Genomic DNA, 20,773 nt, shown 5'->3' with positions numbered 1-20,773 from the left:
GAGGCTGATGCTGAAAGGGTTGACGTACTCGGCCGACGAGACGGGACACCTCGAGAAGCAGGCGCGTGAGTGGGTGTCGGTCAGTTAGTCGTGTGCTCATCCGGGGTTGCTGTTAGCCCACCGGCGTATGCGAGCAACTGCTGTGCCCGTTCGCGCCGTGCCAGAAAAATCTCTCGGAGCGAGGGCGGATTCCGCAGGTCGGCTCCCTCGAGCAGCGGTTCTGGGAGTGCAAGCGTATTCGCGGGGACGCCTTCGTCGCCGTGTACTGGAAAGTGCTGGGACTCGAGTTTCATGACGAGTGGTGAGTCGAGCGCTTCGATGCCGTCGCCGGTCGCATACACCTGCTCGTTCAATCGCTCGTGTTGGTCGCGGTGCATGAGTGCCCGATTGTGGTCGGTGGGCGTCACATAGAGGCGGCCCAGATAGTAGCTCTGTGAGAAGAGCTCAAACATGGCAACCATACACATGGCCTGAATAGAGTTAACTATTTCCGGATACGTTTAAGTGGTCGCGCAATCATGGTTGTTTCAGATTGCTTGGGGCGGATCTGGAACATACTTTTATTCCTCACTGAATATATTCTGGTCGAATGTCTACCGATCGGTCAGGGAACTATAGTAACAACTGAAACTGTTTACACACCAATCGCATAGCCGTCGTGCGATTGGGTGTGCACTGACTTTCAGTAGCTACTATATGCGACGTATGCTTGTCTCCGCTTGCGCAATCGCTACGTATCAGATGCTGCTCGAGTGAGCCGATATCTGGCGCCCTTAAACGCTAAGGCCGGCGCTGATTGCTCGAGATGAGTCTGTGAACGGTCCGAACGAAACTCAGACTTTTTAGTGGACTCGCTAACAGGTACAACTGATGACCGCCTCTCGGGTTCGACCCCGTCTTCGCATTTGTGGACTTTTTGCCGTTATCGTCGTTGCGATTCTCGGGCTCACCGTCGCGCCGGTTGCGAGTGCGCTCGTGGGTTCCGGAGCTGACACCGCTTCGGGAGTTGACGATGAACAGACGGCAGAGTCGGAACCGAGTGCTGACGAGTCTGAGCCAAACACGAGCGTCACGTCGTTTATGCAATCAACTGCTGCGGATGCTGAGTACACGGTTGATTCAGAGCTGTTTACCGCCTCCTACGAAAATGCGGACACAGAACAGCGAGCAGCGCTCCTCTCTGAGCGCGTCGATGACCTCGAGCAGCGGGCTGACCGCCTCGAGTCAGAGCGAGAAGAGCTTCAATCGGATGGTAACTCGACAGATTCCCCGGGACTGCACCAGGCTCGGATGACTGCGCTCACGGTGGAACTCTCAGGACTCGAGCGCGAAATTGGCCAGACGAAAGAGCGCGCTGTTGCAGCCGATGTCGAAGATGAACGACTTGAGTCACTCGAGTCGAGTGTCGAAGCGCTTGCGGACGAGGAAGTCGCCCAAACGTCGCAGGGAATCGCTGGGTTCGACCGCCATCCTGGTCAGGGGCAGGGGCCGCCGGCTGACCGTGGCACTGCTGTGGGCAACTCACCGCCAGGACAAGCAGATGAAAACGCTTCGCCACCGGGACAGGCGGAGAACAGTTCGCCACCGGGACAGGCAACAAATAGTTCGCCAGGTCAGGGCAACGCCGGTAACGCATCGACACCGGATGCAGCCAACGGCAATGCAGGTGTGCCAGAACACAGCGAGTCGGCTGGAAATGCAAACGCGTCGAACGAGAACGCGAACACACCGAACGAGACCGCTGAGACACCAGAGCAGCGCACATCGAACGGCAACGGGAACAACTCAAACGGCAACGCTGGAAGCTCGGCCGAGGACGAAGCAACACCAGACCAGGGTAACTCCGAGAACGCAACCTCTGGTCAGGACAACGAGTCTGCTGACGAGTCAGGCGCTGCTTCCGAGTCGGACGCAAGCACTGGTTCGAACTCGAGTTCCGACTCGCAGTCAGCGGATCGCGGTCAGGGTTCGGGATCGAATTCGTCGGCCGACCAGTCTGGCCAGGGCTCCTCGAGTGACACAGACAACGCTGACGCTGGCAGTGATGAGGGCGAGGAGCGTTCGGAGTCCGGTGGGTCCGGTGGGTCGAACACAACTGACTCGAGTGACAGCGATTCGGACAGCACGGAGTCGATCGATAGCGACGACGCAGACAGCGACACCGCCGAATCTGACAATCGGAACTCGAGTGCTGGTGAGCGCGGTCAGCCGGGCCACGCTGGCCGATAAGCACAGCGCTGGGTCGGGTTGACTGTGCTGAGTGGCCGGACTGAGCAGACACCCTTTTCAGCGACGACCCCATACCCTCGCTCGATGGACTCCGCCGTGTTGCTGGATTTGTTGGGAAACGAAAATCGAAGACGCATCCTTCGGTTACTCGCCCGCAAGCCATGTTACGTCACGGAAATCTCTGACTACCTCGGTGTGAGTCCCAAAGCGGTCATCGAACACTTGCGAAAACTCGAGGAGGCCGGCTTGATCGAGAGTCGCGTCGATGACCAGCGCCGAAAGTACTTCCATATCGCCCGTAACGTTCGTCTCGAGGTGAACGTCTCCCCGTATGGCTTTGCGAGCAAGAGCGCGTATCCGGCTAACAACAGTTTTGACATTACGTCCTGTCGGCATCTTTCGCTGGATATCGCCTGGGATGACGCCGACGAACTCAATGGCCTCTTGCGGACTCTTGAGGATCTCGAGCAACTCGAGAACGAACTGTCGCTCGCCCAGCGGTGGGTACAGGGGCGACTCTGTGACGTGCTCGATGACATTTCGGAGGCGGTCGGAACGGACCCCGAAAGTCGAATTTACGCTGATCTGCTGGCCGCTATTCGAGCAGAGCCACGCGCCGTCGGTGAGCTGAGTCGAGACATTGATGCACCTCGTGAGGTCGTCGCAGAGTTGCTCGAGGTACTGGCCGACGAGGGGATCGTCCAGCGGACCGAACGCGGCTGGGAGCTGACGACGACGGCGTAATTTCGATTTTCACTCGATATCGCGGGCCAGCCCATCGCGCAGGTCGCGTCCGAAGTAGTAGCCGAGTACGGTCGAGACGAGGCCAATCGCTGCGCCGACGAAGAAGACGGTCGTTCCCGACCCCGTCAGAATAAACATCGTGTAGTCGTTGAACGCGCCAAGGACACCGACCAGCAGGCCTGCCGTCGTCATCTCGAGATACCGGCGCTTCGAGGTCACGAGTCCGACGAGGAAGGCAACGGTGAACAGCGCAATCAGTTGGCCGATGGTGCTCAGAAACGGGACTGCGCCGCCCGCGAACATCCCGACACCAAGCAGCAAGACAGCGGCGAGAAACCCCTTCGGCGAGAAGTACTCACCGGGCGAGACCGATCTCGAGCGGCCGGACCCGAGCCCAAGACTCGGCAGTTTCGAACGGAGCCCACCACTCGACTCACTCGGTTCGCTGGTTGCGTCGGCGTCCGAGGTGGCCGGCTCTGAATCGGAGAGCCACGAGTCGGAGCCGATATCCGTCGCTGTATCAGCACCCGCCTCCGTCTCTGTCCCTGTCCCCGTGTTCCTGTTCGCGTCTGCCGGCGCTGGCTCCGCTCCCGACTCCGACCCGGACCCTGACTCTTCGAGCAGGCGCTCCGTCTCCTCGAGCAAGTCGTCGGTCGAACGGGCGTCCCGGGATTCGGTCACCTCGTCGGTGCGGTCGCTCATACCTCAACGCAGGGTGGCCGGGACCATGGACCTTTCCCTGTTAGACTACTATCACGTTTACCGGTCGGAGCTGTGTGACCAAACGCAGCGGCGTACCGACTCCGGCCTCGTGACGATGCTTTATCAGGGGCGGGCTGGTAGAGTTGCAAGTGAACGTCGAACTGGTCGCCTTCGGTGCGCTCGCACTCGCCGGCGCGATTGTGCTTCTCTCGGCCGCACGCCGTCTCTACCCGAAACTGGGGATTGCCGAGGAGGCACTCGAGACGGCTGAACTGCTGACGGCACTGATCGTCGCCGTTCTCGTTCTGACCGGCATCGGACTCATTCTCGTCGGCTTCGCTGGCTGATCGACGTCGCCGAAAGCGTGCCTTCAAGTCTGCCCGCGCGCAACACTGGCGCATGAATCCAGGCGATCGCGTTCGCGTCGACCGCGCGGATCGCACGTACGAAGGCGTCTTGCTCCCCTCGAGCACCGACGACCACCTCGTCGTCAAACTCGAGGGCGGATACAACGTCGGTATCGACCGCGATGACGCGGACATCGACGTGCTCGAGTCGGACGTCTACGAAATCGACGGTGCGGATTCGGTAGGCAGCGACGAAGCCTCCGAGATCGAGTTCGACGACGACCTGCCAACCATTTCGCTCATCTCGACCGGCGGCACCATCGCGTCGACGGTCGACTACCGCACGGGCGCGGTGACGGCACAGTTCGACGCTGAAGACGTGCTCCGAGCCGTTCCCGACCTTGCCGGTCGCGCAAACTATCGCGGGCGCGTCGTCGCAAACATCCTCTCGGAGAACATGGAACCGCCGCTCTGGCAGGATCTCGCACAGGCCGTCCACGAGGAGATCGAAAACGGCGCTGATGGCGTCGTCGTCATGCACGGCACCGACACGATGCAGTACTCCGCCGCCGCGCTCTCCTTTATGCTCGAGACGCCCGTTCCAATCGTCTTTACGGGCTCCCAGCGCTCGGCTGATCGGCCATCCTCGGATAACGTAATGAACGCAGTGTCGGCCGTCGAGGCCGCACAGAGCGACTGCGCAGAGGTGCTCGTCTGCATGCACGCCTCCGAGAGCGACGACAGCTGTGCACTCCACCGGGGCACCCGCGTCCGCAAGAACCACACCTCCCGACGCAACGCATTTGAAACCGTTGGCGCAGAGCCACTCGGCACCGTCGATTATGACTCCGAAACCGTCGACTTCCAGCGGGACTACCAGCAGCGCGGCGAGACGGACCTCGCACTCGAGGAGAGCCTCGAGAGCGACGTCGAACTGCTCAAGTTCACGCCCGGCATGGACCCCGCGTTCCTCGACGTCGTCGAGGGAAGTGAGGGACTCATCATCGAAGGCACCGGCCTCGGGCACGTCCACACTGACCTGATCCCGCGCATCGAGGAGTTGATCAACGACGGGACGACTGTCGTCATGACCAGCCAATGTCTCGAGGGCCGGGTCTGTGACCGGGTCTACGATACGGGTCGAGACCTCCTCGAGGCGGGCGTTCTCGAGGCCGGCGACACGCTCCCTGGCACTGCGAAGGTCAAACTCATGTGGGCGCTCGAACATAGTGAGAACGTCGAGGAGGCTATGCAAACCTCGCTGGCGGGCGAACTGCAGGAACGCTCCGTTCCCTGGGAATAGGCTTCAGTGCCATCGCGCCGACTTGTGTATCGGCTGTTGATCGTCCAACACACACCTGACAACCGAAATTTGATTCACTCCACTCCATTCACATGCATATCCGCAGAGCGACACCCGACGATTACGACGCCGTCTGTGAACTGACGAGCGACATCTGGGCGGACCGCGGCGGCGACTACCTGCCCGATATCTACCACGACTGGCTCGAGGACGACCCCGGACAGGGAAAGAAAACCTTCCTCGCTGAGATTGACGGCGACCTCGCGGGGATTGTCCAGGGTGTCATGCTCTCGCCCGACGAAGCCTGGTTCCAGAGCCTACGCGTCTCGTCGGACTACCGCCGACAGGGCGTCAGCCAGCGCCTCAACGAGGAACTGTTCGCGTGGGCGCGCGAGCAGGGCGCAACGGTCGGGCGCGTTATGATTTTCTCGTGGAACACGGCCTCCTTTGCCGCCTCGCGCTCGAGTGGGTTCGACCCGCTCACGGAGTTTCGATTCGCTCACGTCGAACCCGATGTCGACGCTACGATACCGGACTCACGGTCGATCAGCCACGACCCTGCGCCAGCGTGGCGCTACTGGACCCACAGCGATGTGCGCGCGGAACTCGAGGGACTGGCGCTCGATTCTGACGAGTCGTGGGCGCTCTCCGAACTCACTCACTCGGACCTCGAGCGCTTTGCCGATGAGACGGCCGTCTTCGCAGTTGAAGGCGACGACGGGCTCGCGGGGGCGAGCTATCGCGTGCGGACATTCGAACGCGAGGACGACGACGGCGACCTCGTTCGCTGGGCCGAGTACGGCGTTGGTGCCTGGGACGACGTCGATTCCGCTCGTGCACTGTTTGCGGCGATTGCTCGCGATGCGGCCGCGCTCACGGTGGATCGAACGCGCATACTCATTCCCGAGACGGCACAATACGTCACTGACGCGGCCTACGCAGGTGCAACGGTATCTGAAGAGCCGGATTTCGCACTCGGTGTCGATCTGATGAAGCGCTAATCAGCGGCGCTCAACCGACCCGCCGCTGACCGGCGGAAACAGCGCCAACTCGTCGCCCGCTTCGAGTTCCGTCTCGAGGCCGTCTTCTTCGACCAGTACGTTCGTTCCGTTTCGAAGAACGTTGATCTGGGTTCGCAGGTCTTCGCCGTCCTCGTCGAGGACGCGGTCCTCGAGTGCCGGTCGGTCAGTGAGCAGTTCCTCGAGGGCGTCGCCGACGGTGTCGCCGGCGCTGGCCTCGACGCGAATGTGTTTCTCGCCGGCGCGTTCGGCGAGATCGGCGAACAGTTTCCACTCAGTGGGCATAGGTGGCGGTATCGGTGCTGGGGGCAAGTAGCTACCGTTTGCCACGTCTGGCGTGCGAACCAGGATGACGCCGCCGAAGTCGGAGGCGTTTAATTCGTTGGCGGTTGCAAGAGGTGTATGGTCGGCGAGGCACTCTTCGAGCGGTTGCCAGACAACTGGAAGCGACTGGTATCCGTCCGCGTCGCGATTGCACTCGCCCTCCTCGTTGCGCTGCTGTCGGTCGTCACGGGCGTTCTCAACATCAGTCAGGAGGCCGCCGATTTCGGCCCGCTCGCCGCTTTCGTTCCCGACTCCGTTCAGGAGGCTGTCGGCTTTACCGGCGCGCTGACTGGCTTCTTGATGGTCGGGAGCGCCCTCGCCTTGCGCCACGGGCTGCGAGCCGGTTGGTGGGCGACGCTCATTCTATTGCCGGTGACGGCGATTCAGGGACTTTTGCAGCTCAATCGGTACTCGCTCCCGTTGATCGCGCTGTCGCTGCTCTCGCTTCCGTTCTTGCTATTCACCCGAAATCGCTTCGATCAGGAGCTGGCGCTGACGACGACCCAACTCGCAGCCGGCGGCGCGCTCGTCGGCGTTCAGGCCTACGGGACCTTCGGGGCGTACGCCTTACAGGAGGACTTCGACGGCATCGACACCGTCCTCGACGCATTTTACTTTACGCTGATCACCTCGAGTACGGTGGGCTACGGCGATATCGGCCCGACCAGTCCGGAGGCAATCTTGTTCACGATGTCCGTCGTGGTTCTCGGTGTGGCGAGTTTCGGTATCGCTATCGGGGCGCTCGTCGGCCCTGCAATTCAGGCGCGAATTACGAAGACACTCGGGAAAATGACCGACTCAGAACTCGAACTCCTCGACAATCACGTTATGGTCCTCGGCTATGGGGATCTGACCGAACCGATCGTCAACGAACTCCACTCGGCGGACACCCAATTCGTCGTCGTCACGGACGACGATTCGGCGGCGGATGAACTCTCGAACCGCGACATTCCGGTGCTCACTGCCGACCCGAGCAACGAAGCGCCGCTCAAGCGAGCGAAAATTCAGAACGCGCGGGCCGTTCTCGTCGCCACCGACAACGACGCCGAAGACGCGCTCGCCGTCCTCACCGCCCGGCAACTCCGGCCGGACATCCGCATCGTCACCGCCGCAACCGACCGCCAGAATACGCGCAAACTCGAGCGCGCGGGTGCTGATGACGTCATCAGTCTCGCGGAGCTGGGCGGGCACCTGCTCGTGCGCTCTGCGCTCGGGTCGAACGAGTCGCCCGTGGTGTCGCGACTGTTGAGCGAGACCGAGTAATTACTCCGGTGCGCCCTCGAGAATTTCGACCCCGCTCGAGGCACCGATTCGCTCGGCTCCGGCCTCGAGCATCGCCATCGCCTCGTCGTAGCTGCCGATCCCGCCGCTTGCTTTGACGGGCAGGTAGTCGCTCATGAGTTCGACGTCTGCGAGTGTTGCGCCGCCGTCCTGAAAGCCGGTCGAGGTTTTGACCATTGTTGCATCCGCTTCGACCGCGGCCTCGCAAGCGCGGTGTTTCTCCTCGTCAGTGAGGAGTGCGGTTTCGATGATGACTTTCACCGGAATCGGCACCGCAGCGACGAGTTCGGCGAGTTCGGCCTGGACGGCGTCGTCCTCGCCGGCTTTGAGTCGGCCAATGTTGATGACCACATCGAGTTCGTCCGCGCCGGCTTTCCACGCGAGGACGCCTTCACGGCGTTTAACGTCGTGGTCGTTTTGGCCATGCGGGAAGCCAATCACGGTCGCGAGGGTTACATCCGGCGCGTACTCGGCCGCCTCCTCGAGCGCGTAGGGTGGAATACAGGCGTTCATCCCGTACTCGTCGGCGGCCTCGAGAATCTCGTGGATATCTGCGGGCGTTGTCTCCGGTCCGAGGACGGTGTGGTCGATCAGCGGCGCGAGGTCGGTGCGGTCCATAGCAGACCGACTCGGTGGATGGGCAAAAGTCCGCCCGGTCTTCACGCGATGTGGCAAACGGTCGGCCAGGAGTTGCTGGAATCCGTATCAGTAATCGGAAAGTGTTAGTCAGTGGTCGCTACCAATAGAAACATGGTAGTTCCAGAGGGGTTCGTGTTACCGCCATGGTATCTCCTCATCCCACTGCTCGTCGTACTCGGGGGGGTACTCGCGCTGTTGTGGACACTCGAGCCGCCGGTGACTGATCGGACGGTGATTGCGTTTGCGCCATGGATGATGTTCGGCTCGACGTTACACGTCTTGCATCGTCTCGAGGCCTATCCCGATAGTATCGCGGTGTTGTTCGCCTCGCCGAGTGTCTACTTGTTGACGGCGACCGTCGCGGGATTAGTCTGGATTGTCGGGCTCTTTCTCCACGCCGGCGGCTTGCAATCCTCGAGTGAGCGAGTCGTAGGAATCGCTGGTACGGCGTTTTTCGCCATGTTCACACTGCTTATTCTATTCGATAGTTGGGAGGCTGGGACATTCGAGCCGTTCTTCCCAGTTATTTCTGTCGTGATCGCCGGTATCGTCACCGCACTGGCGTGGCTCGCACTCGGACTGTGGTTTACTGACGTGGCTGCGACGACGAGTCTGACCGGCGTGCTCGTCGTTTTTGGCCACGCACTCGATGGCGTCTCGACCGCAATTGGATTCGATCTGCTCGGTGCCCACGAGGAAGTCCCCGTCTCACGGATGATTCTCGAGGCGGGTGAGGCGTTGCCAACGGCGGAATACATCGGCGGCGGCTGGCTGTTCGTGCTGGTCAAGGTTGCACTCGCGATGGTGATCCTCGGCCTGTTCAAGGAGTACGTCGAGGAGGAACCGCGACAGGCCCGGACGATCCTCGCGCTCATCGCGGCAGTCGGTCTGGGACCGGGTGTCCACAACGTCTTGCTGTTCATGGTCGGCTAGATTTTTCTCTCCAGACCACGACGATTCGATGAATGGAGACGGTGCTTACAGCCGGTCACGTCAACTGGGACGTGACGCTTCGTGTCGATCGATTCCCCGAAGCGGACGGTGAGGCGGCGATCTACGACCAGCATCGCTCGGGTGGCGGCAGCGCAGCCAACGTCGCGGCCGCACTTGCCGGTCTCGAGGTCGATGTCGGACTGATCGGCAGCGTCGGCGACGACGAAAACGGCCTGCTTGCCCGCCGCGATCTCGAAGAGGCGGGTGTCTCGCTTGACGGACTTCGGGTCGTTGCGGGTGCGAATACGGCGGTGAAGTACCTGCTCGTCGACGACGACGGTGAGGTCGCTGTTCTCGGAAACGACGGCGTCAACGAGGCTGTCGGCCCGGACGACATCGACGAGCGTCGCGTTCGTGACGCCGATCACGTTCATCTGACGAGCCAGCGTCCGGCAACTGCTGGCGCGATTGCGACGACGGCGAGCGACGCCGGCACGACCGTCAGCTTCGATCCGGGCCGCCGACTCAGTGATCGTGACTACAGCGAGGCGCTGTCTGCCGCTGACATCGTCTTCGCGAACGACCGCGAACGCGCAGCCTTGCTCGAGGACGAGTACGCTGGCTCGCCGTTCGATGACCGGATCGTCGTCATCAAACACGGCGCAGACGGCGCTGCCGTGCATACACCGACCGAGACGTACACGCACGCGGGCTTCGATATCGAGGCTGTCGACACGGTCGGCTCGGGCGATGCGTTCGCTGCCGGCTTCATCGCCAAACTGGTCGACAGTGCCGGCGTCGAGGATGCTCTCGAGTATGCAAACGCCTGCGGAGCGCTGACTGCGAGCGAGCGCGGAGCACGAACGGCACCGGCGGCGCAGGCGGTTGCCCGATTCCTTGGATTGCGTCCGCACTCGTGAGGATGTGACAGTGAGTGTCGACAGATTCTGCTTGAGAACACTCACAGCGACCGGTACGGGCCGATCCGGAAATCTTCTCATCGGGTGTTGTCTGACGGTACTTATATGGGCGACGACGTTGCCCTCTCAGCTAGACAGTCACGGAGACGTGACGGTGTGAGAGATATGACGGAACGAAAGATCTGCGAGCCCTACGATAGCCAGCATGGTCGACCGATTACGTACGACCGGCCAGCGGGGGAGTCGCCAAGTATCGCTGTCGCGACGGCACTGGCACGATACAACGACGAAGACGTCACTGCAGCGAGCACGCAGCTGTACGACTACGTCGATCCTGAAGCCCTCGATGCACTGTTCGAACAGACTCGTTCCGGCGCTGATCGCTCCGTTCGAGTCGTCGAGTTCGATGTCGACGGCGCGACGGTGTCGGTGAGCCCGGATCGAGTCGAAATAACGTCACAGTAGCAGCGACGTCCCGTTGGGAAGTGGGGTATCGCTCCCAACTGGGGGTGGTCCACCGTGGGCACACTCCATCTTCGGTCTCGAATCCTTTTTCTCGTCACCAACGGAACGCGCAGGTATGGGAACGCAACCACACCTGCTCGTTGAGGACGGAGACTTAGCAGATATCGCACTCATTCCGGGCGACCCCGGTCGTGTCGACCGCATCGCAGACCACTGTGACGAAAGCGAGACGGTCGCCGAGAACCGCGAGTACAAGGTCGTCAACGCCACCTACGAGGGTCGCGAACTGACGATCTGTTCGACCGGTATCGGTTGTCCATCCGCTGCGATTGCACTCGAGGAACTGGCGAACGTCGGTGTCGAGACGTTCATCCGCGTCGGCACGACCGGCGCGCTCCAGTCGGATATCGAAATCGGCGACATGGTCGTCGCGACTGGGGCAGCGAAAAACGAGGGTACCACGAAGCGCTACGAGGCTGTCGAGTACCCTGCCGTTCCCGACTATCATGTCCTCTCGGAACTGGTCGATGCTGCCGAGGCCAACGACGAGGACGTTCAGATCGGCCCTATCGCGTCTGATGACGCCTACTACGCCGAAACTGACGAGTACGTCGCAAACTGGGAGGACGCCGGCTTGCTCGCCGTCGAGATGGAAGCCGCTGCCGTCTTCACGCTCGCTCGGCGCAAGGGCCTTCGCTCTGGCGCGATCTGTACCGTCGACGGCAATCTCGTCGAAGGCACGCAGAAAGGGACGGACACTGAAGACGACGAACTGCCCGAAAAGGCAAAGAACAACGTCGGCCGCGCAATCGATATCGCCCTCGAGGCGACGACGACCCTCTAATCTGGGCTAGTGGGGTGGTTCGCCTCGTCTTGTACCGACTTACGACCGCCACGACCACGGATCGAACGCGATCGAATAGAAAAGGACGCCTGCGAAGACGATGATGTAGTACGCCGTCAGTGACAGGTCAGTGACTCGAACGGTGATCGTTGCCGCGACGACCCAGGCGATAATCACGCACAGGTCGATCAGTAATCGCCCCCCGCTTTCTGCAAGCCACCCACGGCTGTCTCGAGCGGCGTCTGATGCCATACTCGAGTCTCGACGCTCGAGGTTGTAAAGTTGTGTGTCGGCGCGGTCAAGGCAGGCTTGCCTCGGCTGTCACCATACAGCGACGTGGCGACTCAAAAGTGCAGTCCGTATTCATCGAGGAGGTGGTATGCAGCAGTGCCCCAGGTAAAGTCCGAACTTGGCCACCAGGTGCGGGCGTTGTTCATACCGCCGACGAGGATGTAGTCGTCGGGATTCTCGGGGTCGGGATGGAAGTTCACGGAGCCGCTGTCGCCGTCAGTGAGCGTATCTTCATCGCCCCAGATGAGTTGCCCGGGTTTGCAGACGGCACCAGAGTAACACGTCATCGCGTTCACGCCTTTAATTTCACCAACTGTCCGATCCGAGAGCGCCCCCAGTTTCTCGAGGGTCGCGTCACGAGCCATGAGGTCTGCAAGGCCGAGGCGGGTGTACTGGCCGATTACCTGTGATGGCTCTGCGCGCTCGATATTGGTTGCTGGCTGGTAGCTGTTGACCGGTTCGACCTGCACGAGATCTGCGAGCGGATAGCCCTGTACGACTTCCCCAATCTGGAATTCGTTGTCATCGTGGGCGATAAACAGTGACTCTCCGCGGTGTTCTTCTTCCTGGATGCCTTCCTCATCGTAGACGTGATTCGACGTTGCAAAGTAGCGCTCGCCAGTCTCGGCGTCGAACAGCGCCGGCGTCAGGGTTCCCGATCCTTCCTCGGTGTCACAGAGAACACCACCCGGTATGTTTGATGGGTCGTACTCTGCGAGTTGGTGCGCCGACTCGTACTCGCCATCGCTTTGTGGGCGCGGTGGGAGCTCATCGAGAACGCTGATCTCAAGTGGCACCTCTGAGACGATCTCCTCGAGCGTTTCACTGGCCGTCTCATCAGACGTCTGTACTGAGAGTGATGCCTGTGGGTTATCGTAGCTCCCGGGGACGACGAACGACGAGACCAGCGGGTCAAGACCGGTTTCTTGAATCGCTGTCTGGGCGTCGAACGCCAGTCTGAGACTTTCGTGCCAGGCGACCGGCACGTCTTTGGTCCGCTCTTCGAGTTCCTCGGCGTCCGGTTCGGGACGGGCCAGTGCGTACGTGATCGTCCCGAGGTCGGCGTTGGTGGCGTAGTTGGCTGCGCCGAGCCCCCAGATGAGGCCACCGGCGATGCCAGTATTGACTCCAGTCCGAAGTACCGTACGGCGACTGACTCGAGTGCGAGATCCCGACTCGTCCGTCGTATCGGCCGAGCGATTGTCGTTCGACACGTCACAGACTCCTACGACGTACGGAGTTAAATGCGTTCGAGTTGCGCATCCGTGCTTGCGGGACACTGATGCTACAGGTGCTGTTTCCCTCCGTACAGGAATAGTCACCCGACAGAATTGTATAAATCTTGACTTTCAGGGATGCCACAATGAAAGCCACAACGGCCGCAGTCGGTTCAACTCACTACTGTGGATCGGTCGGTTCGCCCTGGAGTGCTGTTGCGACCTGTCCAGCACACTCCGTCAGCGTTTCTGTCGTCGCTGAGGCGCCCTGTAGCGTCTCGTTGATCGCGCTCAGGCGCGCCTCCATCGAGTCGTCCGTGCCCATGACGGCCGTCCCAGCACTCTCGCTTGGTAATCCGCAGGTTGGACACGCCGCGGTATCGTCTCTCTTGTCTGTCTCGCTCGTTTCAGTTGCTTTGAGACAGCCGCGACAGCGTCCGATTGCGACCGGCACCGTCTCACAGTAACTGACGAGTTCTCGAAGCTCCGTCTGGAGCGTGCGGGCCGCCTCGACAAGTTCAGCGAGTGGGTCGCTAACAGCAGGATCGAGCGCTGTCTCATCGACCGCAGCGAGGGGATCGAGACGCGAGGGAACGGACTCGATCGCGAGCAACACCTCGCGACGTGCCTGACGATACTCGGCTTCAGCGTCGGTGCGGGCCGCATCGTCCTCGCCTGCATCCTCGAGTGCTGTCGGCAACGAGGTTGCAATCGAGGAGAACGAGGCAACAGCGGAGACGGTGACACCCTGGCGCTGTGTCAGGTCGCGCGCGAGCGTAAACAGCGTCTCATCATCCGGCTGCGTGTCGGTCGCGACGGACGCGCCCTGCAAGGAGTCAAAACACCGATCACAGACCGTCACGAGCGAACTCTCGTGGACCGTCCCCTCGAGCGGTACGTCGCCGATAGGATAACAGTGCAGGTCGGCTGTCGACGCGCTCTCGTCGCCGGTGCTGTCAGTTGCCCCACACCGGCGACAGGTGTGGCCGTCTCGGTCGAACACAGCACGTTGGTCACCGTGCCAGTCGCGGGAAGTCACGGGCGAGCGAAGACAGCGCGGCGACAAAAACGCACCGGCTATCATCGTCACTATTGCCAGCGTGTCCTACACGACAGCGACGTTCAGGGACGAAGCGGGTCTGCCTCGCCATCGATATCGACTGCTGTCGTCTGTTCCGGTGTCCCATACTCGAGTGTTGGACTCGAGCCGGCTGGAATCGCGTTGAAGCTCTCGAGAAACGAGACGATGCCGTCGCGACCGCCGAAATCGCCCTGATACCGGCGAAACAGCCGCGGAATCGTCACGTGGTTTCGATCCGGGTCGTACTCGGTGTTCTCTTCGACATACCACTCAACGGCGATATCGAGATCGGCATCGACGTCGGCCGGTGAGTAGACCGCAATCGGCGGACAGCTCTCTGCGCCGTGTGAGAGCGCAAAATGAATCCGCGCATCGCATTCCGGCAACCGAAACTGCCGTTCGAACGACGATGGAACCAGCCGCGGCAGGTAGCCAAGGCCCCACGGGTGTTTCGACCGCCGTAGGAGCCCATGTTTGATATCGTTGAGGCTCAACCAACTGCCAGCGATCGGCACCCGATCACGGGTGAGAAACTTCCAGCGCTCGAGGTGACTGCCTGCGGGTGACTCCGATTCGGACTCGAGGCGCAACTGGACGTAGGCGTTGTAACAGTTGAGCCAGAACGCAAGCTTTGCGGTGCGATCCGACAACGCCCGCGCTAACTGTGCGCGCTCGAGCGTCGCGAGGTGGTCACACAGCCCGCTGGGATCGCCACCCTCGGTCGTCACCGCGTAGAGAAGATCGGCTGACAGCGAGAGGGGATCGAGCTGAGTCGACATCGTTTGCCGGTTTGTCAACCACTCCCTTGAAGCCGTGTGGCGGATTGGAGCGACTGTCGCATCAGCAAACATGTCTGGGTCGGTTTTATCGGTCACAGTGATGATAGCTCACCCGTGAATCGATCCAGGGGCTATCTGCTCGTCCTCGTCGCGCTCTTTGCGTACTTTTCGTGGCAACTGGTCACGCCATTCTTCCAGTACGTCCTTGCAGCGGTGTTGCTCGCGTTCGTTCTCACGCCGCTCCAGCGCCGCCTCGAGGCGTACATCTCGCCGACACTGGCTGCATTTTCCCTGCTCATACTGGCGCTGCTCGGCTTCATCATCCCGTTCGTCGTCGTCGCCGCTGTCATCGCCGACGACGCCGCCGCAATGCTCGAGTCGGCCGATCCGGAGACGCTCGAGATAGCCACTATCGAAGACTGGATCGAGACCGAAACTGGCTTTTCGGTCGATATCACCGGCACCGTCGTCGATTCCGCCGAACAGATCGGGTCGGTCCTGCTCGAGCAGACGACCGCATGGTTTAGTGTCTTCACGCACGCACTGCTTGGCTTCGGACTGGCGCTGTTCTTGCTCTACTATCTGCTCAAAGACGGTGACGTGCTCATAGAGTGGCTTCGCGAGCGGACGCCGCTGCCCGATGACGTACAGGATGATCTCTACGGTGAACTCAACGATGTCATGTGGGCCGTCCTGGCGGGCCACGTCCTGATCGCGGTCGTCCAGGGCCTGATCGCCGGACTCGGCCTGTTCGCGACGGGGATTCCAAACGCTACCTTCTGGACGTTCGTGATGGTTATCCTCGCGCTCATCCCGCTGATCGGCGCGTTCCTGGTCTGGGGACCCGCTGTCGTCTATCTGGTCGCCTCTGGCGAGCCGATTCTGGCGATTGCGCTGTTTCTCTACAGCGCCATCGTCGTCGGCGTCTCCGATGACTACCTCCGGCCTATCGTCGTCGACCGCTACGCAGAACTCAGCCCTGGCATCATCATTCTCGGCGTCCTCGGCGGCGTCTACGCCTTCGGCGTCATGGGCCTGTTCTTTGGCCCCGTCTTGCTGGGTGCGCTTGTCGCAACGCTCGAGGTGTACGATGAACACTACGAGCGACTCGAGTCGGACGATACCGAATCTGTATAAACAATTGGAGTTACTCTGGGCTCCAAATTAGTCGATCAAGGTTCCAGCTTCGGTTCCTCGTTGTCGGCACAAGTCACTTGAGAACGTCCGTCGGTGAACCCTTCACCGCGACCATTGATACAATTATGCTGATAATCAACAGATGGAAAATTTAATTACATTTTATTCTTATCTATTATCATGGTTGAAAAACATTTTAGAGATTACCGAAGGCGAGCGATTCTTCGAACAGTAGCCATGACAAGCGTCGGAATCGGTATGGTCGGAACCAGCACTGCAAGCGACGACGCAGAACTCAATGATGAACAGTATATCGTTCTCGCAGGCGAGTCGGGCCATAGTGATCGACTCGAGAGTGCTGGTTACGAAGTTTTGCACGACCTTGCGGACGGATCCGTTATCATCGTTCAGGGGCCAGAAGGAATGGAGAACCAGTTAGAATCGATCCCGGTCGTAAATAGTGCGGTTTCGAACCAGACCTATACCGTCGAAATCACCGAGCCGGAGGCAGACGAAAGTGTGGCTGCTGCCGATACCGAATCACTGACCGACGAACAGTGGGCAATGGAACGAATTCGTGCCTTCGAGGCGCATGACATCGCAACTGGCGACGGAACGACAATCGCGGTGATCGATACGGGGGTCGATCATACACATCCGGATCTCGAGCCGCAACTCGACCGCGAGCGGAGTCGGCTGTTCCGTAACGGAACCGTTCACTCCGGAACGCAGGAGATCAACGTCGCTACTGAGCTGGAGCCGGTCGAACGATTCGTCGCGACTGACGTGGAGGGACACGGCTCTCACGTTGCTGGCATCGCCGCTGCCTCAGGAACCGAATCGGGAATCGTCGGCGTCGCTCCCGACGCGACGCTCGTCTCGCTTCGACCGTTCTTCTTCGAAAATCCGCAAGACGGGCTCTTTAGTTTGAGCAGTACGATTGTCGATCTTCTGATCGCGATCGATTACGCCGTCGAGATTGGCGTCGACGTGATCAACATCAGTCTGACCGCTGGCGATCCGGATCCTGGAAGCGTTGATCGCCGTCGCGTGTACGCCGCATTCAATCGAATCGTTGAGTACGCACTCGAGCGCGGAACGGCCGTCGTCGCCGCAATGGGTAATGCTGAAACGGGTAACGACGGTATTAACATGGACCAGTTCCCTGGCTATATCCTTCCTGCCAGTAATTCGGGGACGATAAGCGTCGCAGCAGTCACTGAAGACGACGTTCGATCTCAGGAATCTCACTTCGGAGACAGCACCGTGACCGTCGCTGCGCCTGGCGACCAGATTCTTTCGACGGTTCCAGACGAACTCTTCTGGGATCAGTACTATCTCGGCTCTGGTACGTCGACAGCAGCGCCACAGGTTGCGGGGCTTGCGTGTTTGCTCCGTGAACTCGATCCGAACCTTCATCCACGATCGATTACACAGGCAATGGAAAAGGGAGCGACCGATTTGACAGGTGAGAGAACATCTGGACTCGGGACAGGACGTATTGACACCTTCGAGACGGTCGACAGTTTCCAGTAACTTCGACTCGAGTCGTTGAGGTCGTTCGAAGGACCAGGTCATTCAGTATCTCCGAGATTTTCCAACTTCGACGAAAATCACTGCGGAAACCGCCAAAGAAGCTCTCAAACATGCTATTAAAGCTATGCTATGTGCGTAACAAGGTGGATCATATGGAAATTATTAATAGCGATTGCTCTTGGAAACATTTATGTGGAATGAAGATAATTTCTATTTGCGACGAAAGGTAGAAGAAAATTCCTGGCATCCGCAGGTGCACTGGCTGCAATTAATACCGTTGGAACTGTAAGCGCAAGTAATCAAACGGAAGAACTCTCAAAAGCGATTATCAACAAGGAGGTCCTTGAAGGTGCAGAAGAGAACGGGATTACCGGAGCTGAGCAAGCACTAGAAGATCTCGGATTAGACCCCGATTTCAACACCAAACATTTAGAAGAGTCTGACCTTCAGGAGCCCGAAAACGATGGGGAACTAAGTACTGAATGGAGATTTGCAGACCCAGAAGAGGACTCTGCCGCTAGCTTCTCCTGTACATCAACTAGTGCAGACAATGATGACGAGGTCTACATAACCGCCCTGTCAATCCTTCGAAATCCAACATACACCGCGAGAAACTCATGGTGGGCCCCTGATGCTATTGCGATTGGTTACAATAGTGAAACCGACTGGGCCGCAATGGGCCATCCGGAGCTCGACGCAACTGGAGGACATTCCCCAAGATACACGTCCGACGACGTGGACGATGATGCTCTTGCAGGCACTGTTAATATAGAAGCAAACTCTCCAGCAGGTGATGGTTTTTCAGAAGAAGATCTTCCGGAAGGTTATGTGGCTTTAACCGGTCGATTCCGATTAAGAGATGGCGGTGAGCCAACTACTGTTTGGGGATCGTACACCCATACATACTCAACGACTCCTGGCGGAGCAATTGAGAAGATTACTGGCGGGGCTAGTGGTATCGGGGTGGAACTTAATACACGTGCCCAAACTGCATGGAGTATAGGTGAATCTGCTGCACCAGAATATTCGCTTGATTAATAAGCAAAATAGTAAAGTATATGAATCTATAGAAAAGAATCAAATAGCAAGTAAATATATTTATGGATGAAACAGACCTATCCTATAAGACGGATCTTCGTGCGATTCGATCCGCCATTGTCGCATTGACACTTTCAGTTCTAGCAACCGCACTTATTCTTGACGGTGATGCGTTTGGTTTAGCACTGTTTGCGGTAAGTCTACTTATGTGCCTTCATGCCTTTATAACTCCAATTATTAGTGGATAATCTATTTCCGGAAGGTTAGACTTTATTTTATTATATTCTTCTCCCTATCTGAGTGGAAATATCTTGGAATTTTCGGAGGCGGACGAAAGTATGGCTGCTGCCGATACCGACTCACTGACTGGCGAGCAGTGGGCGGTGGGACGAACTCGCGCTCTCGAGGCGTACGCTATCGCTACCGATGATGACACGTCAATTGCGGTAAGCCATTTCCGGTGCAACCGCAGTACATGTCGCAGTTGCACCGGTAAATCAGTACAGCAACCGTCTCAGTCGTCTGCCGGCACCGGTCCCTCGTCAGCCAGTAGTGGCGTGCCGTCTGCCTTTGGCCCTAACTGTGGCCCGAACGGTGGGTCGTCGGGGTCGATGACGCGGCGTTTCTCGTAATCCGTCGAGCGCTCGACCGGCACGCGGCCAATCGAGGTGATCAGTTCGACGTAGTCCGCGAAGGAACGGAACTCGCCGTAGCCCCCGCCCGCGCGCTTGGTGATCTCCTCGGAGAGAATCGTCCCCATGAAGTCGTCTGCGCCGCAGTTTAACATCTTCAGGCCCTGCTCGTTGCCGTACTTGACCCACGAGGACTGGATGTGGTCGATATTGTCGAGGAAGAGCCTCGAGACGGCGATCATCAGTTCGTCCTCGTCGGTGCTTGCGCCCCCAGAGACCACGTCGTGCTCGTACAGCGGCGTGTTCTGGTGGATAAACGAAAGCGGGACGAACTCCGTAATTGCGCCGTCGACGCGCTCTTGCAGGTTGCGCACGCGTTTCAGGTGCATGGCGCGGTGGGCTTCGTTTTCGACGTGGCCGTACATGATCGTCGCCGTGAGGCCAAGGCCGACGTTCGCCGCGGCTTCCATCGCCTCGAGCCAGTCGTCGGTGCCGATCTTGCCGGGGCAGATCACGTCTCGCACTTCGTCGACGAGGATCTCAGCGGCGGTACCGGGCACCGTATCGAGCCCAGCTTCCTTCAGCCGGCCGTAGACTTCCTCGTAGGACCAGTCCGTGCCGCGTTTGGCGTGGTAGCCCTCTTCGGGCGTCATCGAGTGGACGTGCACGCCGTCGACGCTCATCGCCGCCATCTGCTCGACGTAGGTGCCGGGGTCTGTTTCGTACAGTTCGACCGGCTTGTAGTTCACCGCCTTCGGATCGGGGTGGGCCTCGAGAATCTCTCGATGCTCGTCGTCGAGGACGAACGCGGGGTGCAGCCCGGAGACCGAACAGACCTCATAGATCCCGCGTTCGGCGGCGTCGGCGACGATTTCACGCGACTCGGCTGGCGTCTTGGTGAAGCCGGCCGTCTCGATCTCGGCGTCGCGTTCGAACGTGTGGGCCGCGTCTTTGAAATTGCAGAATAGACAGCCCACGTTGCACGCGGTCGTGACGTTGTTGTTCAGATTCGCAGCGAAGGTGACTTCCTCGCCAACGACCTCAGCGCGCCGGCGATCTGCGGCCTCGAGCACCTGTTCTTTGCGCCGGCGATCGATTCCGTCGACGTCGGCTCCCGTCGTCAGCAGCGCAATTGCGTCTGCAACGGTCAGGCGGTCGCCGCTTCGTGCCTTCTCGAGTGCGTTCTCGAAGGACTGGTCGCTCTCGCTGTCGGGTGTGTACTCGAACGTGAGGTCGGCCTCGGTCACCGGTCGCTCCATCGAGGTAACGATGCGGATACAGTGAGAAAAGGATGCTGGTCGCAGCAGCGTAC

22 protein-coding genes and 1 pseudogene are annotated in these 20,773 nt (G+C 59.7%); 14 read left to right on the top strand and 9 right to left on the bottom strand.

The window, feature by feature from the left end; genetic code table 11:
* Positions 1-80: 80 nt before the first annotated feature.
* Positions 81-452 carry a DUF5802 family protein gene (locus G6M89_RS05585; protein ID WP_165160816.1) on the bottom strand — a complete coding sequence of 124 codons (372 nt, stop codon included), beginning with the start codon at positions 450-452 and terminating at the stop codon, positions 81-83.
* 418 nt (positions 453-870) lie between these two features.
* Here G6M89_RS05585 and G6M89_RS05580 point away from each other — a divergent pair, with 418 nt between their 5' ends.
* Positions 871-2,229 carry a hypothetical protein gene (locus G6M89_RS05580; RefSeq protein ID WP_165160815.1) on the top strand — a complete coding sequence of 453 codons (1,359 nt, stop codon included), beginning with the start codon at positions 871-873 and terminating at the stop codon, positions 2,227-2,229.
* 84 nt (positions 2,230-2,313) lie between these two features.
* Positions 2,314-2,973 (top strand): ArsR family transcriptional regulator, encoded by a 660-nt coding sequence (locus G6M89_RS05575; RefSeq protein ID WP_165160814.1) that lies wholly within the window; start codon positions 2,314-2,316, stop codon positions 2,971-2,973.
* 9 nt (positions 2,974-2,982) lie between these two features.
* Here the strand turns inward: G6M89_RS05575 and G6M89_RS05570 are convergent, their stop codons facing one another.
* Positions 2,983-3,675: a hypothetical protein gene (locus G6M89_RS05570; protein WP_165160813.1), complete on the bottom strand. Its 693-nt coding sequence runs from the start codon at positions 3,673-3,675 to the stop codon at positions 2,983-2,985.
* A 149-nt stretch (positions 3,676-3,824) separates the two neighbouring features.
* Between G6M89_RS05570 and G6M89_RS05565 the strand changes: the two genes are divergently transcribed.
* The 3 genes from G6M89_RS05565 (at position 3,825) to G6M89_RS05555 (ending at position 6,326) form a co-directional block, all read left to right on the top strand.
* Positions 3,825-4,022 (top strand): hypothetical protein, encoded by a 198-nt coding sequence (locus G6M89_RS05565; protein ID WP_165160812.1) that lies wholly within the window; start codon positions 3,825-3,827, stop codon positions 4,020-4,022.
* A 52-nt stretch (positions 4,023-4,074) separates the two neighbouring features.
* Positions 4,075-5,325, top strand: coding sequence for a Glu-tRNA(Gln) amidotransferase subunit GatD (gene gatD / locus G6M89_RS05560; RefSeq protein ID WP_165160811.1), 1,251 nt, complete (start codon positions 4,075-4,077; stop codon positions 5,323-5,325).
* A gap of 92 nt (positions 5,326-5,417) precedes the next feature.
* Positions 5,418-6,326: a GNAT family N-acetyltransferase gene (locus G6M89_RS05555; RefSeq protein ID WP_165160810.1), complete on the top strand. Its 909-nt coding sequence runs from the start codon at positions 5,418-5,420 to the stop codon at positions 6,324-6,326.
* Here the strand turns inward: G6M89_RS05555 and G6M89_RS05550 are convergent, their stop codons facing one another.
* The gene (locus tag G6M89_RS05550; protein ID WP_165160809.1) at positions 6,327-6,629 is read right to left on the bottom strand and encodes a ubiquitin-like small modifier protein 1; all 303 of its coding nucleotides are present in this window, start codon (positions 6,627-6,629) and stop codon (positions 6,327-6,329) included.
* Between the two features lie 117 nt (positions 6,630-6,746).
* Here G6M89_RS05550 and G6M89_RS05545 point away from each other — a divergent pair, with 117 nt between their 5' ends.
* Entirely contained in the window at positions 6,747-7,931 is a 1,185-nt protein-coding gene (locus G6M89_RS05545; RefSeq protein ID WP_165160808.1) for an NAD-binding protein, read from the top strand.
* On the opposite strand, the gene deoC is transcribed toward G6M89_RS05545, so the two are convergent.
* Positions 7,932-8,567 (bottom strand): deoxyribose-phosphate aldolase, encoded by a 636-nt coding sequence (gene deoC / locus G6M89_RS05540; protein WP_165160807.1) that lies wholly within the window; start codon positions 8,565-8,567, stop codon positions 7,932-7,934.
* Positions 8,568-8,699: 132 nt separating this feature from the next.
* Here deoC and G6M89_RS05535 point away from each other — a divergent pair, with 132 nt between their 5' ends.
* From G6M89_RS05535 to G6M89_RS05520, 4 genes are all read left to right on the top strand, one after another.
* Positions 8,700-9,521: a DUF63 family protein gene (locus G6M89_RS05535; protein WP_165160806.1), complete on the top strand. Its 822-nt coding sequence runs from the start codon at positions 8,700-8,702 to the stop codon at positions 9,519-9,521.
* 32 nt (positions 9,522-9,553) lie between these two features.
* On the top strand, positions 9,554-10,441 hold the full coding sequence (locus G6M89_RS05530; protein WP_165160805.1) for a carbohydrate kinase family protein: 888 nt from the start codon (positions 9,554-9,556) through the stop codon (positions 10,439-10,441).
* A gap of 165 nt (positions 10,442-10,606) precedes the next feature.
* Entirely contained in the window at positions 10,607-10,906 is a 300-nt protein-coding gene (locus G6M89_RS05525; RefSeq protein ID WP_165160804.1) for a HalOD1 output domain-containing protein, read from the top strand.
* 115 nt (positions 10,907-11,021) lie between these two features.
* Positions 11,022-11,750: a nucleoside phosphorylase gene (locus G6M89_RS05520; protein ID WP_165160803.1), complete on the top strand. Its 729-nt coding sequence runs from the start codon at positions 11,022-11,024 to the stop codon at positions 11,748-11,750.
* A gap of 39 nt (positions 11,751-11,789) precedes the next feature.
* On the opposite strand, the gene G6M89_RS05515 is transcribed toward G6M89_RS05520, so the two are convergent.
* The 4 genes from G6M89_RS05515 to G6M89_RS05500 form a co-directional block, all read right to left on the bottom strand.
* On the bottom strand, positions 11,790-12,002 hold the full coding sequence (locus tag G6M89_RS05515) for a hypothetical protein (protein ID WP_165160802.1): 213 nt from the start codon (positions 12,000-12,002) through the stop codon (positions 11,790-11,792).
* 92 nt (positions 12,003-12,094) lie between these two features.
* Positions 12,095-13,255, bottom strand: a complete 1,161-nt coding sequence (locus G6M89_RS05510) for a hypothetical protein (protein WP_165160801.1) — start codon at positions 13,253-13,255, stop codon at positions 12,095-12,097.
* Positions 13,256-13,439: 184 nt separating this feature from the next.
* Positions 13,440-14,297, bottom strand: coding sequence for an HNH endonuclease (locus G6M89_RS05505; protein WP_165160800.1), 858 nt, complete (start codon positions 14,295-14,297; stop codon positions 13,440-13,442).
* An 83-nt stretch (positions 14,298-14,380) separates the two neighbouring features.
* Positions 14,381-15,118: a DUF547 domain-containing protein gene (locus G6M89_RS05500; protein WP_165160799.1), complete on the bottom strand. Its 738-nt coding sequence runs from the start codon at positions 15,116-15,118 to the stop codon at positions 14,381-14,383.
* Positions 15,119-15,232: 114 nt separating this feature from the next.
* Here G6M89_RS05500 and G6M89_RS05495 point away from each other — a divergent pair, with 114 nt between their 5' ends.
* From G6M89_RS05495 to G6M89_RS05485, 4 genes and pseudogenes are all read left to right on the top strand, one after another.
* Positions 15,233-16,255: an AI-2E family transporter gene (locus tag G6M89_RS05495; RefSeq protein ID WP_165160798.1), complete on the top strand. Its 1,023-nt coding sequence runs from the start codon at positions 15,233-15,235 to the stop codon at positions 16,253-16,255.
* Between the two features lie 237 nt (positions 16,256-16,492).
* Positions 16,493-17,791, top strand: a complete 1,299-nt coding sequence (locus G6M89_RS05490; protein WP_206335453.1) for a S8 family serine peptidase — start codon at positions 16,493-16,495, stop codon at positions 17,789-17,791.
* A gap of 19 nt (positions 17,792-17,810) precedes the next feature.
* A pseudogene (locus tag G6M89_RS22850) lies at positions 17,811-17,930 on the top strand (IS1595 family transposase); the annotation flags it as partial.
* A 596-nt stretch (positions 17,931-18,526) separates the two neighbouring features.
* Complete coding sequence (locus G6M89_RS05485; RefSeq protein ID WP_165160797.1) at positions 18,527-18,829, top strand: hypothetical protein; 303 nt, start codon at positions 18,527-18,529, stop codon at positions 18,827-18,829.
* Positions 18,830-19,343: 514 nt separating this feature from the next.
* Here the strand turns inward: G6M89_RS05485 and cofH are convergent.
* The gene (gene cofH / locus G6M89_RS05480) at positions 19,344-20,720 is read right to left on the bottom strand and encodes a 7,8-didemethyl-8-hydroxy-5-deazariboflavin synthase subunit CofH (protein WP_165160796.1); all 1,377 of its coding nucleotides are present in this window, start codon (positions 20,718-20,720) and stop codon (positions 19,344-19,346) included.
* Positions 20,721-20,773: the final 53 nt, after the last annotated feature.

The sequence above is a fragment of the Natronolimnobius sp. AArcel1 genome (assembly GCF_011043775.1).
Taxonomy (GTDB): Archaea; Halobacteriota; Halobacteria; order Halobacteriales; family Natrialbaceae; genus Natronolimnobius.
Note: the sequence above shows the minus strand (reverse complement) of the source record. Positions and strands in the feature narration are given on the sequence as shown.

Excerpts from the sequence above, each read along its gene's own strand:
- G6M89_RS05585 (WP_165160816.1), bottom strand. The coding sequence starts at position 452 with ATGTTTGAGCTCTTCTCACAGAGCTACTATCTGGGCCGCCTCTATGTG.
- G6M89_RS05580 (WP_165160815.1), top strand. The coding sequence starts at position 871 with ATGACCGCCTCTCGGGTTCGACCCCGTCTTCGCATTTGTGGACTTTTT.
- G6M89_RS05575 (WP_165160814.1), top strand. The coding sequence starts at position 2,314 with ATGGACTCCGCCGTGTTGCTGGATTTGTTGGGAAACGAAAATCGAAGA.
- G6M89_RS05570 (WP_165160813.1), bottom strand. The coding sequence starts at position 3,675 with ATGAGCGACCGCACCGACGAGGTGACCGAATCCCGGGACGCCCGTTCG.
- gatD (WP_165160811.1), top strand. The coding sequence starts at position 4,075 with ATGAATCCAGGCGATCGCGTTCGCGTCGACCGCGCGGATCGCACGTAC.
- G6M89_RS05555 (WP_165160810.1), top strand. The coding sequence starts at position 5,418 with ATGCATATCCGCAGAGCGACACCCGACGATTACGACGCCGTCTGTGAA.
- G6M89_RS05550 (WP_165160809.1), bottom strand. The coding sequence starts at position 6,629 with ATGCCCACTGAGTGGAAACTGTTCGCCGATCTCGCCGAACGCGCCGGC.
- G6M89_RS05545 (WP_165160808.1), top strand. The coding sequence starts at position 6,747 with ATGGTCGGCGAGGCACTCTTCGAGCGGTTGCCAGACAACTGGAAGCGA.
- deoC (WP_165160807.1), bottom strand. The coding sequence starts at position 8,567 with ATGGACCGCACCGACCTCGCGCCGCTGATCGACCACACCGTCCTCGGA.
- G6M89_RS05535 (WP_165160806.1), top strand. The coding sequence starts at position 8,700 with ATGGTAGTTCCAGAGGGGTTCGTGTTACCGCCATGGTATCTCCTCATC.
- G6M89_RS05530 (WP_165160805.1), top strand. The coding sequence starts at position 9,554 with ATGGAGACGGTGCTTACAGCCGGTCACGTCAACTGGGACGTGACGCTT.
- G6M89_RS05525 (WP_165160804.1), top strand. The coding sequence starts at position 10,607 with ATGACGGAACGAAAGATCTGCGAGCCCTACGATAGCCAGCATGGTCGA.
- G6M89_RS05520 (WP_165160803.1), top strand. The coding sequence starts at position 11,022 with ATGGGAACGCAACCACACCTGCTCGTTGAGGACGGAGACTTAGCAGAT.
- G6M89_RS05515 (WP_165160802.1), bottom strand. The coding sequence starts at position 12,002 with ATGGCATCAGACGCCGCTCGAGACAGCCGTGGGTGGCTTGCAGAAAGC.
- G6M89_RS05500 (WP_165160799.1), bottom strand. The coding sequence starts at position 15,118 with ATGTCGACTCAGCTCGATCCCCTCTCGCTGTCAGCCGATCTTCTCTAC.
- G6M89_RS05490 (WP_206335453.1), top strand. The coding sequence starts at position 16,493 with ATGACAAGCGTCGGAATCGGTATGGTCGGAACCAGCACTGCAAGCGAC.
- cofH (WP_165160796.1), bottom strand. The coding sequence starts at position 20,720 with ATGGAGCGACCGGTGACCGAGGCCGACCTCACGTTCGAGTACACACCC.